12 protein-coding genes are annotated in these 14,874 nt (G+C 68.0%); 8 read left to right on the top strand and 4 right to left on the bottom strand.

The genetic code is table 11. The features are described from left to right. Positions 1 to 6: 6 nt before the first annotated feature. Positions 7 to 2,379, top strand: coding sequence for a polysaccharide lyase 8 family protein (locus AC0662_RS30960; protein WP_478305069.1), 2,373 nt, complete (start codon positions 7 to 9; stop codon positions 2,377 to 2,379). A gap of 93 nt (positions 2,380 to 2,472) precedes the next feature. Beyond that, the gene (locus AC0662_RS30955) at positions 2,473 to 3,453 is read left to right on the top strand and encodes an acetylxylan esterase (RefSeq protein ID WP_478305067.1); all 981 of its coding nucleotides are present in this window, start codon (positions 2,473 to 2,475) and stop codon (positions 3,451 to 3,453) included. On the opposite strand, the gene AC0662_RS30950 is transcribed toward AC0662_RS30955, so the two are convergent. Both AC0662_RS30950 and AC0662_RS30945 read right to left on the bottom strand, forming a co-directional pair. Further along, positions 3,416 to 4,600 carry a hypothetical protein gene (locus AC0662_RS30950; protein ID WP_478305065.1) on the bottom strand — a complete coding sequence of 395 codons (1,185 nt, stop codon included), beginning with the start codon at positions 4,598 to 4,600 and terminating at the stop codon, positions 3,416 to 3,418. The two genes, AC0662_RS30955 and AC0662_RS30950, sit on opposite strands and share 38 nt — an antisense overlap. A gap of 86 nt (positions 4,601 to 4,686) precedes the next feature. Then, positions 4,687 to 5,685 (bottom strand): LacI family DNA-binding transcriptional regulator, encoded by a 999-nt coding sequence (locus tag AC0662_RS30945; RefSeq protein WP_478305063.1) that lies wholly within the window; start codon positions 5,683 to 5,685, stop codon positions 4,687 to 4,689. A gap of 155 nt (positions 5,686 to 5,840) precedes the next feature. On the opposite strand from AC0662_RS30945, the gene AC0662_RS30940 reads away from it, so the two are divergent. The 4 genes from AC0662_RS30940 to AC0662_RS30925 are packed head-to-tail and all read left to right on the top strand — an operon-like array spanning position 5,841 to position 10,781. Beyond that, a complete protein-coding gene (locus tag AC0662_RS30940) occupies positions 5,841 to 7,688 on the top strand; it encodes a glycoside hydrolase family 127 protein (protein WP_452193711.1) in 1,848 nt (615 codons plus the stop codon). Next, positions 7,637 to 9,001, top strand: a complete 1,365-nt coding sequence (locus tag AC0662_RS30935; protein WP_478305060.1) for an extracellular solute-binding protein — start codon at positions 7,637 to 7,639, stop codon at positions 8,999 to 9,001. Before AC0662_RS30940 ends, AC0662_RS30935 begins: the two co-directional genes overlap by 52 nt. Next, positions 8,998 to 9,948, top strand: a complete 951-nt coding sequence (locus tag AC0662_RS30930; protein WP_452193713.1) for a carbohydrate ABC transporter permease — start codon at positions 8,998 to 9,000, stop codon at positions 9,946 to 9,948. The genes AC0662_RS30935 and AC0662_RS30930 overlap by 4 nt, the downstream gene beginning before the upstream one ends. Before the next feature lie 2 nt (positions 9,949 to 9,950). Next, on the top strand, positions 9,951 to 10,781 hold the full coding sequence (locus AC0662_RS30925) for a carbohydrate ABC transporter permease (RefSeq protein WP_452193715.1): 831 nt from the start codon (positions 9,951 to 9,953) through the stop codon (positions 10,779 to 10,781). A 7-nt stretch (positions 10,782 to 10,788) separates the two neighbouring features. Here AC0662_RS30925 and AC0662_RS30920 read toward each other — a convergent pair whose 3' ends face one another. After that, on the bottom strand, positions 10,789 to 11,997 hold the full coding sequence (locus AC0662_RS30920) for a TerC family protein (RefSeq protein WP_452193717.1): 1,209 nt from the start codon (positions 11,995 to 11,997) through the stop codon (positions 10,789 to 10,791). A 101-nt stretch (positions 11,998 to 12,098) separates the two neighbouring features. Between AC0662_RS30920 and AC0662_RS30915 the strand changes: the two genes are divergently transcribed. Both AC0662_RS30915 and AC0662_RS30910 read left to right on the top strand, forming a co-directional pair. Next, positions 12,099 to 12,707, top strand: coding sequence for a TetR/AcrR family transcriptional regulator (locus AC0662_RS30915; RefSeq protein WP_452193719.1), 609 nt, complete (start codon positions 12,099 to 12,101; stop codon positions 12,705 to 12,707). A gap of 73 nt (positions 12,708 to 12,780) precedes the next feature. Beyond that, the gene (locus AC0662_RS30910) at positions 12,781 to 14,313 is read left to right on the top strand and encodes an FAD-dependent monooxygenase (RefSeq protein WP_478305057.1); all 1,533 of its coding nucleotides are present in this window, start codon (positions 12,781 to 12,783) and stop codon (positions 14,311 to 14,313) included. Here AC0662_RS30910 and AC0662_RS30905 read toward each other — a convergent pair. Then, positions 14,280 to 14,843: a helix-turn-helix domain-containing protein gene (locus tag AC0662_RS30905; protein WP_452193722.1), complete on the bottom strand. Its 564-nt coding sequence runs from the start codon at positions 14,841 to 14,843 to the stop codon at positions 14,280 to 14,282. The two genes, AC0662_RS30910 and AC0662_RS30905, sit on opposite strands and share 34 nt — an antisense overlap. Positions 14,844 to 14,874 lie beyond the last annotated feature (31 nt).

The raw sequence follows: 14,874 nt of genomic DNA, 5'->3' as shown, positions 1-14,874 counted from the left end.
ACCTCCATGTCAGACCTCCCCGTCCACCGGCGCCCCGTCCAGAGGCGCACCGTCCTCGGCGGCGTGATCGGCGGAACCGCCCTGCTCGCCCTCCCGACGCCGACGTGGGCCAACGCATCCACCGACACTGCGGCTACCGGGTCCACCGATACGACCACCGTCACCTCGATCGACGAGCTCCGCTTGCGCTGGCAAACCCTGCTCACCGGCGGCCCCACCGTCGACCCGACCGACCCGGACCTGGCCGTGGCGATCGCCCGCGTCGACCGCCTCGCCACATCCGCCCTCGCCACCCTCGACCGCTCCGCGAACCGCACCACCCTCTGGCCGGACCTCGCGAGTACAACGCTTTCCAACCACGTTGCCTCGAATTTCCGTCGCATCAAGCAGATCGCCGTCGCGTGGGCGACGAACGGGTCGGCGTACCAAGGAAACAGCTCCGTTGCCGACGACATCCGTGGTGCGCTCGATTGGATGCACACCAACCGCTACAGCCCGACGCTGCCGCGGTACGACAACGACTACGACTGGGAGATCGGTGGCGCTTCTGCCTTCGCCGACACCTTGGTCCTGCTGTACGACGTGATTCCGGCCGACCTGCGGACGACGTACACGCAGGCGATCGACTACTACACGCCCGACCCGAACCTCTGGCGCGCCGACCGGCAGATCGCGACCGGCGCGAACCGGGTCTGGATCGCGACCGTAGTGGCGACCCGGGCGGTCCTCGACGGCGATACCGCCGCGCTGGTCCGCGTCCGCGACGCGATCAGCGACGTCGAGGGCGGCGGCGCGAACAGCGTGCTCGCCTTCAACGACGCCCCCGGCCGCGTCGACGGAACCGGCGAGGGGTTCTACAGCGACGGCTCGTTCCTTCAGCACTACAAGCACCCCTACAACGGTGGGTACGGCAAGGAACTGCTCGGCACGCTGTCGTCGCTGCTCTACCTGCTCGGCGGCACCGACTGGGCCGTCACCGATACGGATCTCGAGAACATCTACGGCTGGGTCAACGACGCGTTCGACCCGCTGATCGCGCGGGGCGACATGATGGGTTCGGTCTGCGGTCGCGAGATCGCCCGGCCGAGCAAGCAGAACCACGCGGCGACGCAGACCATCATCGAGGGCACCCTGCGGCTGATTCCGGCGGCGCCCGCCGCACATGCCACGCAACTCACCGCACTGGTCAAACAGTGGATTTCCGAGGACACGTTCCGGAATTTCCTGACCGTGACAGATCCGGCCTCGCTGGTCGCGGCACGCACGATCCTCACCTCGTCCGCGCCGGCTCGCGGTCCGCTCGTCCTGCACAAGCAGTACCCGCTGATGGACAAGGTCGCGCACCACCGGCCGGCCTTCACGATCGGGTTGAGCGCGTACTCGTCGCGGATCTACAACTACGAATCGATCCAGACCGAGAACCTGCACGGCTGGCACCTGTCCGACGGCATGGTCCTGCTGTACGACGACGACCTCGGTCACTACTCGGGCGACTACTGGCCGACGGTCGACCCGTACCGGTTGCCAGGGACAACGATCGACACCCGGCGGCTGGCGGATTCCTACGGTTTCCGCAGTACCAGCGAGGCCGACTGGGTCGGCGGAACGGCGATTCCGGGACGGACGATCGGTGCCTACGGCATGGACCTTCGCGGGTACGGAACCGACCTGCGCGCCTTGAAGAGCTGGTTCCTGATCGACGATGTGATGGTCTGCCTCGGTTCGGACATCACCGGTGCCGGAACGGTCGAGACGATCATCGAGAACCGCAAGCTGCGCACCGGCGACGAGACCTTCACCGCGGCGCCGGGCTGGTGCCATCTCGACGGAACCGGTGGCTACGTTTTCCCGGATCGCACACCGATCCAGACGCTGCGCGAGGACCGGACCGCGACGTGGCGCGAGATCAACCTGAAGTACGGGACCGACGACTCGATCACCCGGACCTACCAAACCATGTGGTACGCCCACGGGACGGCGCCGGCCGGGCAGGGCTATTACTACGTGCAGCTGCCGACCGCGTCGCTCGAACAGACGAAGACGTTTGCCGGCAAGCTACCCGTGTCCAAGCTGCGGAGCGACAACACGGCGCACGCGGTTCGGCTGCACAGCGTCCTGGCAGCCAACTTCTGGTCGGCGGGCACCGTTGCCGAACTGACGGCCGACGGCGCGGCCTCGGTCGTCGTGGCAGGTGGGACGGTCGCGATTTCGGATCCGACGCACACGCGTCCGTCGGTCACCGTCGATCTCGACAAGCCCGGTCTGCGCCTGGTGAGCGCTGACGACGGCGTCACGGTCAGCCGGCGAGGCAGCGGTTGGCGCGTCGTCGTCGACACCACGATCCGCCGCGGGGCCACCGCCACCGCGACCTTCCGCTGAGACGCCGAGCGCCATTGGGCTCACCGCGGCCCGGCGGAATGACCGAGAAATGCTGAATCACCGGAGTTTCCGGAATTACTGAGAGGAATCCGAATGCTGGTCGACATGCCCTTGGACCGGTTGCGGGAGTACCGGCCGGAGCCGGAGGAGCCCGCGGACTTCGACGCGTTCTGGAAACAGACGCTCGACGACGCGGCCGGTCATCCGATCGACGCCCGGTTCACGCCGTACGACGCGCGTCTGGCGACCGTCGAGGTCCAGGACGTCACGTTCAGCGGGTGGGCAGGTCAGCCGGTGAAGGCGTGGCTGCTCCTGCCACGCCATCGCAGTGGCCCGCTGCCCGCGGTCGTCCAATACATCGGGTACAACGGCGGCCGGGGAATCCCGTACGAGTGGCTCACCTGGAGCGCCGCGGGGTACGCGCACCTGATCATGGACAACCGCGGTCAGGGTGGCGGCGGAAAGACTGTCGCGGACACTCCGGACATTGCGCCGGACGGACACGGATCGTCGGCACCGGGTTTCCTGACGCACGGAATCGAAGACCCGGCGAAGCACTACTACCGCCGGCTGATCACGGACGCGGTCCGCGCGGTGGACGCGGCGAAGAGCAGCCCGGACGTGGACAGCGATCGGGTTGCGGTGATCGGTGGCAGCCAGGGCGGCGGGCTCGCGCTCGCGGTCGCCGGATTGCGTGACGACCTGTCCGCGGCGATTTCCGACGTACCGTTCCTGTGTCATTTCCGGCGCGCGTCGCAGATCACCGACAACGGCCCGTACGCCGAGATCGCGCGCTGGCTGAAGGGTCACCGGTTCGAGACGGAAACCGCGATCGGAACGTTGTCCTACTTCGACGCGGTGAACTTCGCCGCCCGCGCGACCTGTCCGGCGTGGTTCTCGGTCGCGCTGATGGACAACATCTGCCCGCCGTCCACGGTCTTCGCGGCCTACCACCGGTACGCCGGAGAGGCGCAGCTCGAGGTGTTCACCTACAACGGGCACGAAGGCGGCGCGGAGTACGACCTGCCGCGCAAGCTCAGTGCGCTCGCTTCCGTCTTCGGCCCCGGTGCCTGAACCGGAGCACGCTCCACAGGATCAGTACCGGCAACCAGAGCACGAGTAGCCAGGGAATCCGCCACCAGCCGGAGCCGCCGAGCTCCGGCTGGTCGGTGGCGACCAACGGCCGCGCCGAGGTCGACCACGCCAGGAAAGCGTCGCCGATCGGCAGTGCACCGAACAGGTACCGCTTCGTCGTCAGCCCGGTGAACGGCAACCCGACCAGCTCACCCGTCCGCGACAGCCGATCCGCCAGCGGATCCTGGTGCACCCGCGCCGCGCCCATCGCGACCACGGTCGCGGACAGACTCATCCCGAACACCAGCGGCCCGGAGTCGACGTCGCCCGGACCGCTGTGGCCCTTCGGATACTCCCGGACCCCGAGGCCCGTGACGAACTTGTCCTTGAAGATCTCGTACTGCGCCTGCGCGAACGTCGGGTCGATGTCCACCAGGAACCGCTGGATCATCGCCTGCGACGAACCCCGCGCGCCGGAAACCTGCGGAACGACCTGATGCGGCAGCAGCCCGGTGTCCGGATCCAGTTTCGCCTTCGCGTTGGTCACCCAGTTCCTGGCGATCTGCCCGAAGCGTGGCGCGACCAACGCGTCGTACAGGCGGAGCGACGCGATCGCGACGACCGAGTCGACCGGCCAGGCCTGCCCCGGGTACGCCGCGAGGAACGGCGTGTTCGCGGTCCGGAAAGCGGTGGCGATCGCGACCGACTTACTGGTGAACGCGTCGCGCTCGGCGGCGGTTGACTGACCGAGGGCGATCAGGCCGCCGCGCAGCCAGTTCGTCCAGCCGGCGTAGAAGACGCCGTACGCCGGCTGCAAGGACTCGTCGAACGGCGCTGTACCTTCCGCGCCGGTGATCCGGTCGAGTGCCCAGCGGACCTCGGCAGTCGCGTCGGCCGACCGGGTCGGGTCATCGACGCCGACCTGGACCCAGCTGAGTCCGTACAGCACGTTCAGGAAGAAGTAGCCTTCCGGAAACTGTTTCTGCGCGGACCGATCGGCCCCGTTCTCGATCTCGGCACGCAGGAACGTCAACTGCTTCACCACGCCGCGGGTGGGATCGGTCCACGGGAGAACCAGACGAGCGGTGCCCACCCCCGCCACCATCGTGGCGATCACCGCCACGCCGATCACGAACTTGCGCAGCACCTGCATCAATCTAGAGGGTCTTCGGCAACCAGCGGCGGACGAACGGGTGACTATCCGGAGACTGGACATCGCGTGGGCGGGGGAGTTCAGGTCCCGAGCGTCGACTCCCGGGTGATCAGGCGAGTGGGCAGCTCCTGCGGTCCGGGGTGTGTGCGGCCGCCGATGGCGTCGAGCAGCAGGTTGGCGGTGTGCCGGCCGAGCTCCTCGAGCCGCATGTCGATCGTGGTGAGCGGCGGCCGGCTCGCCAGCGCCATCACCGGCCAGTTGTCGTACCCGGTGACCGCGATGTCGTACGGCACCGAGCGGCCGAGCTCGCGGAGCCGATCACACACGCCGCGGGCGATCTGATCGCTGCCGCAGGTGATCGCTTCGACGTCGGGCTGCGTGCGGAGCAGGAGGTCGACCGCGTGCCGGCCCCATCGCTCGCTCCACTCACCGTGCAGCGGCTCGCCGATGAGCGCGTCGCCGGCCGCCCTCACGGTCGCCTCGGCGCGGACCCGGGCGCTGTGGTGCGAGTCCGGCCCGGTGACATGCGCGATCCGCTCGCGCCCGAGCGACAACAGGTGTCGCACGGTCGAGCCCGCACCGCCGTGGTCGTCGACGATCAGCGACGTGTCGTCCGGATCGGTCGAGGGACTGAACGCGTAGATGACGGGGATCGGTACGTCGATCGGCGCCCGTGGCTCGGTCCGCCGGCCGGTGACGATGATGCCGTCCACCCGCCGGGCCAGCAGCGACTTCACGTAATGCTGCTCGCGGAGCGGGTCGTCGCGGGTGTCGCACAGCACGAGCGCCATCTCACCCGCGCTCAGCGCGTCCTCGGCGCCGAGCATGATCGGGATACTGAACCGGCCCGAGCTGTCGGTGGTGATCAGACCCACCGTGAAGCTGCGCCCGGACGCCAGCGCACGACCGCGGCTGTCCGGTGTGAAGCCGAGCGTCTCGGCCGCTTCCAGCACCCGCAGCCGGGTCGCCTCCTTGAGCTGGCCGGTGTTGTTCAGCGCCTTCGACGCCGTGCTCGCCGCGACGCCGGCCAAGGCCGCGACGTCCTTGATGCCGACCGTTCGGGCCGTCCGTGGGGCCATGGCAACTCCTTTCCTGAAGTTTCCGGCACAGTACCCCAACGCGCCCGGGTGCTCCCGAAGTTATCCACAGCCAGGGGTTGACCTGGCGATCCCGGCTCTCTACCTTCGTGCAGGAAAACGTGTTCCGGATTTTCCTAACTCAGGAGTCACGCGCTATGAGTGCATCCTCCGAAACCTCTGTCGCCCCCGCCGCCACGACGAGGGGCCGCCGGCGTCCCCTCGGACTCGGCGAGGTCACCATCACCGGCGGGTTCTGGGCGCCGCGGCAGGCCCGCAACGGCGCCGAAGCGATCCCCAGCGGCCAGGACCAGCTCGAGAAAGCCGGAAACCTGCACAACCTACGGCTCGCCGCGGGCATCGGCGAGGGCGAGGCGATCGGCCCGATCTTCGCCGACTCCGACGTCTACAAGTGGCTCGAGGCAGCCGCCTGGGAGTACGGCCGGAATCCCGACGACGAACTGCTGCAGCGCATCCGCGACCTGACCACGGTCGTCGCGGCCGCGCAGCGCGACGACGGGTACCTCGACTCGGTGGTCCAACTCCGGTACGGCGACAAGGGCCGCTACCAGCAACTCGTCTGGAGTCACGAGCACTACTGCGCCGGCCACCTGATCCAGGCCGCGGTCGCGCAGGTCCGCTGCACCGGCGACCGGGCCCTGCTCGACGTCGCGATCAAGCTCGCCGACCACCTGAGGGCGACCTTCGGCGACGACAAGACCGTCGACGTCGACGGCCACCCGGTGATCGAGATGGCGCTCGTCGAGCTGTATCGAGAAACCGGTACGGCGGCGTACCTCGAGCTCGCGCGGTGGTTCGTGGAAGCGCGCGGACACGGGATCATCGAGCGGCACGGGCACTCGCCGGCGTACTTCTCCGACCGGGTCCCGGTCCGCGAGGCGACGTCGGTCGAGGGGCACTCGGTCCGCGCGGTGTACCTGGCTGCCGGTGCGGCCGATGTCGCGCTGGAGACCGGCGACACGGAGCTGCTCGACGCCTTGAAGGTCCAGTTCGACCACATGTGGTCGACCAAGACCTATGTCACCGGCGGTCTCGGCGCGCGCTGGGAGGGCGAGGCGTTCGGCGACGAGTACGAGTTGCCGCCGGACCGTGCGTACGCGGAAACGTGTGCAGCGATCGGCGGAATCCAGTGGGCCTGGCGGATGCTCCTCGCGACGGGCACGGCGTCGTACGCCGACGCGATCGAGCGGATGCTCTACAACGGTTTCCTGGCCGGTGTCTCGCTTTCCGGAACGGAATACTTCTACGTCAATCCGCTGCAGCTGCGCGGGGCGGCGTACCCGGACACCGGGCGGAGTCCGGCGCACGGGCGGCGCGGGTGGTTCGACTGCGCGTGCTGCCCGCCGAACATCATGCGCACGCTGGCGAGCCTGGACGGCTACCTCGCGACGACCACCGACGACGCGGTGCAGATCCACCAGTACGCCGCCGGCGTGATCAAGGCCGGCGACGTCGAACTGCGCGTCGAGACCAACTATCCGTGGGAAGGCGCCGTCCGGATCACCGCTGACGCGCCGGCTGCCGTCGAGCTGCGGATTCCGGCGTGGGCCGACGGTGCCACGCTCAACGGGCAGCCGGTCGCAGCCGGCGAATACGCTCGCGCGGAGGGGCAGGAGTTCGACCTGCAACTGCCGCTCGACACCCGGTTCGTCGGGGCTGATCCGCGGATCGACGCCGTGCGTGGGTGCGTCGCGATGGAGCGCGGCCCGTTGGTGTACGCGGTCGAGCAGGTGGACAACACGGCGAACGTCGACGACCTGCATCTGTTGCCCGAGGCACCGGTTTCCGCGGCCGCGGAACTGCTCGACGGCGTGACCGTGGTCAAGGCCCGCGGAAAGTCCGGAACCGGGCACCGGGAGGGCTGGCCGTTCACTCCGGAGTCCGGTGACTCGACCGGCGACGAGGTCGAGGTGGTCGCGGTGCCGTACTACGCATGGGCCAACCGGGACATCGGCGCGATGCGCGTCTGGCTGCCCAGGGCCTGACGATGCTCACCCGGCGGAAGTTCATCGGCCTGGCGGCCGCTGCGACCACGGCCGGCTTCGCGTCCAGCTGCAGCTCGGTCCTGCCCGAACCCGACGTCCAGGCGACGGGTTTCGGGCAGGACTCCACCGGCACCGTGCAGGTGTGGTGCCGGGCGGCGACGCAGAGCGGTCTGACCGACCTGGTGAAGAAGTTCAACGCGTCCCAGAACCGGCTCACCGTCGAGCTGACGCCGGTTCTGGACGCCCAGTACGTGACCAAGCTGGCGACCGCGATCCGCGGCCGGACGGTGCCGGACCTGGTCGACATCGACGACATCAACTCAATGCTGTTCATCTACCGCGACGCGTTCACGGACCTCACGGAACCGCTCGCCGCGCTGGATTTTCGGGACCAGCTGAGCCCGGGCCACCTGCGGCTGGCGACCAGGAACGAGCGCGTGTACGGCGTTCCGTACCTCGCCGACAACTCGATGTTCTGGTTCAACACCGAGCTCTGCGACAAGGCGGACGTCGATCCGGACGAGGCCGTGAAGTCGTTCGGAAACCTGCTGGACGCCGCCCGCCGGTTGCGGAAACTCGGCGACGACATCTACGCCTGGAGTTTCCCGGCGAACAGCCCGGGTGCGCTCGGGTTCGTCGTCCAGCCGATGGTCTGGGCCGCGGACACGGATCTCATCCAGGGCACCATCGGAAGTCAGTCCGGGCACATCATCGGGAACGACACCGTCCGGCAAATGCTCGAGCTGCACCGCCAGCTCTGGGTCGACGGTCTGGTGCCGCGGGCGAACTTCTCGGACGACGCTTCCCGATGGGGCAGTGATTTCCGGGCCGGAAAGGTCGGAATCTTTCCGTCGAACTACAGCGTGGTGGTGTCCGGATCGGACCCGGCTTTCCAGAAGAAGGTCACGCCGCGGCTGTTGTCCGGACCGGACGGCGGCGCGGCGTTCTTCGACGGCGGCGACAACATGTGCATTCCGCGCGGCGCCCGGAACGCGTCCGGCGCGTGGGAGTTCGTCCGGTTCGCGCTGGACCTGCCGCAGCAGATCGACCTGCCGGCCGGCGGATACACGCCGGTGCGGTCGGACGCGCGGACGCCGGAGTTCGCGAAGAAGTACCCGTTGGCGACGCTGCCGCTGGAACGCATCAAGGAGGGGTACGCGCCGACAACGCTTTCCTACAACCTCCTCTACAACCAGCCGGACGGGCCGTGGCTGCAGATGTTCCGCCGCGCCGTGTTCGACGGCGAGCTGGAGGCCGCCATGAAAGAAGCCCAGCAGAACTATGACCGCATTCTCCGTCAGGGGCAGGCATGAGTACCGCGGTGCGCGGCAATCGTCGCCTGGATCCGGGTCTGCGCCGGGCCGCTTCGGCACGCGGCCGAGTGGGTCGCGGCTCGCTGACCCATCCGTCGCGAACCGGCCTGCTCCTGGTGAGTCCCGCCGTACTGTTCGTCGGCGTCTTCGTCCTTGTCCCGCTCGTCTTCGCCCTCGTGATCTCGCTGACCAACTGGCCGCTGATCGGCTCCGTCAAGTTCAGCGGGCTGAAGAACTACACGGCGATCGTCTCCGACGCCGCGTTCGCCAAGTCCGTCCTCTACACGCTGCTCTACACGGTCATCGTGACCGGACCGATCCTCGTGCTCGGGTACGCCCTCGCGGTCCTGGTACGCCGGAAGCGCCGCGGCTCGACGCTGCTGCGCACGGTCTTCTTCCTCCCGTTCGTCGTCGGCTTGTCGACGCTCAGCTTCGTCACGGTCCTGGAGGCCCAGCCGGAGAGCGGAGTGATCAACATCGTGCTCCGCGAACTCGGGATCACCGACGGTACGACGGCCTGGCTGGTGGATGGGCCACTCGCGACCGGACTGATCTGCGTGCTGGTGATCTGGGCGGTCAGTGGGCTGACGATGATGTTGCTGATGGCCGGCATGCAGGCGATCCCGCGGGAGTACTACGAGTCCGCCGAACTGGACGGCGCCGGCTGGTGGAAACAGGAACAGGAAATCACGATTCCGATCCTGCGCCGGACCATCGCGATGGCGGTGATCATCTCGGTGATCGGGTCGTTGCTGGCGTTCTCGCAGTTCTACATCCTGACCCGCGGAGGTCCCGGGACGGACACCACGACGGTGGTGCAGTACATCTACAACCGCGCCTTCGTCCAGCTGCAGCTCGGTGCCGCGACCGCGCTGTCGATCGTGCTGGTGATCGTGGTCGGGCTCGTCACCGCGGCCCAGTTCCGGCTGCTCCGGGAGAAGGACTGACGATGCGACTCAAGAACACGTTTTACGTCATCGGTGGCGGCGGGGCGTTCCTGGTCTTCGCCGTACCGTTGCTCTGGGCACTCTTCCGGTCGGTGCAGCCGAACGACGTGATCGTCGCGGCACCGGACGGAAGGACGTTCTTCCAGCTCACCTGGGACAACTTCCGGACCCTGATCGAGGGACCCGGAAACCTGATCCGGGCGGTCGGAAACAGTCTGCTCGTGGCGATCAGTACGTCGGTCCTGACTGCGCTGCTCGCGACGCTGGCGGGGTACGGGTTCGCGCGTTTCCGGTTCCGCAGCGGGCCGGTGTTGTTCGCGCTCGTGGTGGTGTCGATGATGATCCCGTTCCAGGCGATCCTGACGCCGCTCTACCTGGAGATGAACGTCCTGCGGCTCACCGACAGCCTGCTCGGGCTGGTGCTGTTCTACACCACGGTCAACCTGCCGTTCGGGGTGTTCGTGATGCGGAACTCGTTCTCCTCGGTGCCGGTCGAACTCGAGGACTCCGCCCATGTCGACGGGTGCGGAACGTTCCGGATGATCGGTTCCGTACTGCGCCCGCTGATCACTCCCGGCGCCGCGACGGTGGCGCTGTACGCGTTCCTCGCCGCCTGGACCGAGTTCCTCGGAGCGCTCACGTTCCTGACCAAGGACGAGCTGTACACGCTGCCCGTCGCGCTGGTGAACGTCCAGGCCGGCGCGTACGGCGAGATCAACTTCGGCTCGTTGGTGGCCGGATCGGTGATCGCGATGATTCCGTGCGTCGTGCTGTACGTCGGCCTGCAGCGGTTCTACGTGTCCGGTCTCGCCTCCGGAGCGGTCAAGGGCTAGACCGGAGCTACAAGCTGGGCCGGATCTCGTGGTCGGCGTGCGCCGTGGCGTGGGCCTCGCCGACCTGCCGGCACAGCGCCATCAGGTCTTCCTCGTTCCGGACCTGCTGCTTCGCCTTCGGGCCGAGGTCCGTGATGTGGTCGCGGGCCCGCAGCAGCCGCTGGAAGACTCGCTCCCGCTCGGCCGGGTCGTCGGTGTACTCCGGGTCGAGGTAGGCGACCGCGTCGCGGCGGATGTGGGCCATCGCGGTCTGCGTGCGTCCGCGGGTGCTGAACAGTGAGGCGAAGATCGTGATCAGCAGGACCACCAGGATCACGGCCAGCGAGAGCCCGGTGCTGATCTCGGCCACCTCGACGTGGTCACCACCGTTGATGAACGGCAGGTTGTTCTCGTTCAGCGCGTGCAGGATCAGCTTGGCGCCGATGAACACCAGGATCGCGGCCAGGCCGAAGGACAGGTAGATCAACCGGTCCAGCAGGCCGTCGAGCAGGAAGAACAGTTGCCGCAGTCCGAGCAGACTGAACGCGGTCGCGGTGAACACGACGTACACGTTCTGGGTGAGGCCGAAGATTGCCGGGATCGAGTCCAGCGCGAACATCAGGTCGGTGAAGCCGATCGCGACCATCACCAGCAGCATCGGCGTCAGCATCCGGCGGCCGTCGACCCGCGTCGTCATCCGGTCCCCGTCGTACTCGTCGGTGGTCCGGAACAGCCGCCGGGCCATCCGGACGACGATGTTCTGGGCCTGGTGGGATTCCTCGGTTTCCGGTTTGAGCATGTTCCCGGCGGTCAGCAGCAGCGCGATTCCGAACAGGTAGAACACCCAGGAAAACGTGTGCAGCAGCGCCGAGCCGACGAAGATGAACGCGGACCGCGCGATCAGGCTGACCACGATCCCGACCAGCAGGACCTTCTGCTGGTTCTCCCGTGGCACCCGGAAACCGCTCATGATGATCAGGAACACGAACAGGTTGTCCACCGAGAGCGCTTTCTCGGTGATGTACCCGGCGAAGTACTCCGAGCCCATGCCGGTGCCGCCGATCAGCAGCGTTCCGAGCCCGAACAGGATCGCGATCCCGACGTAGACCGCGGACCACGCCGCGGCTTCGCGGAGCGTCGGCACGTGCGCCGACCGGACGTGGAAGAAGTAGTCGAACAACAGCAGCCCGGCGATCGCCAGCAGCGTCAGCACCCAGACCAGAGGGGACACGGTCATGCCCTAACCCAACCATGCTCGCCCTCCGCGTCTGCCCGACTTCGAGAAAATTGCCGGAAAGGCATCTTTGCTCTTTGGGCAACTTCTGTTACGGTCATGACATGGCAGACGGGTTGCGCGAGCGCAAGAAACAGGAGACCCGGATCGCGCTGAGCTGGGCGGCGGTCCGGCTCACCGTCGAACGCGGGTATGGCAACGTGCGGATCGAGGACATCGCCGCCGAGGCGGGCGTCTCGCTGCGCACGTTCCGCAACTACTTCGACAGCAAGGCCGACGCGATCGCGGCCCGCGAGGTCGACCGGAGTCTGCGGATCGCCGAGGAGCTCCGGGCCCGGCCGGCGGACGAGCCGCTCTGGACCGCGCTCCGGGTCGCGATCGAGGCTCATTTCGCGCTCGGCGAGGAGGGCCACGGCGGCCGGCGCCCGCCGGACGAGAAATGGCTGACAGGCATCCGGCTGATGATGACCGAGCCCGCTCTGCAAGGTGCGGTCGCGCGCGCCTATGCCCGCGCCGGGGATGAGCTGACAGCCGCGATCGCGGACCGGACCGGTACGTCGGGGCTGTATCCCCGGCTGGTCTCGGAGGTGATCAACGCGACCCGTGGCGTTGTGACGGCGGAGTGGCTGCGCGCCGACCCGCCGCGTTCCGTCGCCGACCTGCTGTCGGAGGCGCTCGACCTGGTCGCCGCCGGCCTGCCGATCCCCGAGTAACACCCAGCTTCACAGCTTTGCGAACCCCGGTGAGTCGCCGGGGCGGTCAGTCACGCCTGAGTGGAGGGACGTCATGGACGCCGAAGTCGTCATTGCCGGGGCCGGACCGAACGGCCTCATGCTGGCCGGTGAGCTGCTGCTCGCCGGAATCCGGCCGATCGTGCTCGAGAAACTGCCGGAACGCAGTACGACGCCGCGGGCCAACGGTCTCGTCGGCCAGGTCGTCCGGATGCTCGACCGGCGCGGAATCTACGAACGCCTGAGCGGAACGACGGGCGCGCCGCGGCCGGCTCCGGGTTTCGTGTTCGGCGCGATGCCGTTGCGTCTCGACCTGCTCGAGGAGAACCCGGTCTATCTGCTGCAGGTGCCGCAGGTGCGGATCGAGGAGGTTCTCGAGGAGCGGGCGCTGGAGCTCGGGGCCGAGATCCGGCGCGGTCACGAGCTGCTCGGATTCACCCAGGACGCGGACGGGGTGACGATCTCGCTGTCCGGCCCCGAAGGGGAGTACCAACTGCGCACCGGGTACCTCGTCGGCGCCGACGGTGGTCGCAGCGTGACGCGGAAACTCGCCGGGATCGACTTTCCGGGCGTCACCAACGACTCGATGGTGTCCCGGACGGGCAGTGCCACGGTGCCGCCGGAGTACATCGTGAACGGGGTGCTGAAGGTTCCGGGGTACGGCGTGATTCCGCCGTTCCTGCATCAGCGGACGGAACATGGACTGTTCGTGTGGGCACCGTTTCCGAATCGGTTGCCGGCCGTGAGTACGGGGGAGTGGGACACGCCATCGGATGGCGAGATGACGTTCTCGGAACTGCAGGCGAGCGCGGATCGAGTGCTCGGCGTACATCTGCCGCTGGTTGAGCCGACAGGTGACGGGGTGCGGCAGTTGCGGCGGGTTGTGGGTGGAAACAGCCGGCTGGCGTCACGGTTCCGTTCCGGGCGGGTGTTGCTGGTCGGTGATGCCGCGCACGTGCATTCCGCGATCGGCGGGCCTGGGCTGAATCTCGGGCTGCAGGATGCGGTCAACCTCGGGTGGAAGCTGGCTGCTGAGGTACAGGGTTGGGCTCCGCCGGGGTTGCTCGACACGTACGAGTCCGAGCGGCGGCCGGTGGGGGAGCGGGTGGTGATGCAGACCCAGGCCCAGTCCGCGCTGATTGCCCCGGGCAACGACGTGACGGAGTTGCGGGAACTGTTCGGGGAGTTTCTCGACGATCCGGGGAACGTGAAGCGAGTGGCCGACCTGATTTCCGGCGCGGACATCCGGTACCACGACGGTCCGCACCCGATGGTCGGGCGATGGGCACCGGATCTCACGATCGAACGCGATTCCGGGACGGTGCGGCTGACCGAGCTGATGCACGCCGGCCGTTCGCTGCTCGTCGACCTGACACCCGATGGCGCGTTCGCTGCCGAGCCCGTTCCGGAACAGGTGGACGTGATCACCGGTCGCGGCGACCGCGAGATCGCCCTCCTCATCCGCCCCGACGGCTACGTCGCCTGGGCCACAGAACCCGCCGATGCGGCGGCCCAGGATGTGAGTGGTTTGCGCGAGTCCTTGGGGCGGTGGTTTCAGGCGCGGCCCTTGACCAGCGCGACGAGGTAGCGGCAGGGCGTCGTACCGGGGTTGTGGAAGGTGGTCGCCGACGGTGGGCCGAGGTGGAGGCAGTCGCCGGTGTGCAGGTCGTGGACCTGGGAGCCTTCGTGGAAGCGGAGGTGTCCGTCGAGGATCCACAGCTGCTGGTTCTTGAAGATGTAGGCGTCGGCCGGGTACGAGACCGAGGCGCCGGCCGGCAGTTCCACCTCGACCAACTCCAGCGGCCCATCGGTCGCCGGGGACACCGCCCGCCGGCGGTACCCGGTGACCGGATCCGTCCAGACCGGCTGGTCGTCCGCTCTGCGGAGCAGTTCGCCCGTGGTTTCCGCGCGGGCGACCAGTTCGGACAACGTCATTCCGAGCGCGCCGGACAACTTTCCGAGCAGTACGGCGGTGGGTTGCGCCTCGCCGCGCTCGATCTTGCCGATCATCGCCCGCGACACCCCCGACCGCTCGGCCAGCGCGTTCACGGACAGGTCCTGCGCGGTGCGCGCCTGCTGCACGGTGGCCGCCAAGGAACGAGACAGATCGTCGATCACGCTTGCCACTATAGCGCCAGTTATGGCTACT

It is taken from the genome of Kribbella sp. NPDC043289, assembly GCF_056436705.1.
The sequence above is the reverse complement of the archived record's forward strand: the minus strand, read 5'-3'. Positions and strand labels throughout refer to the sequence as shown.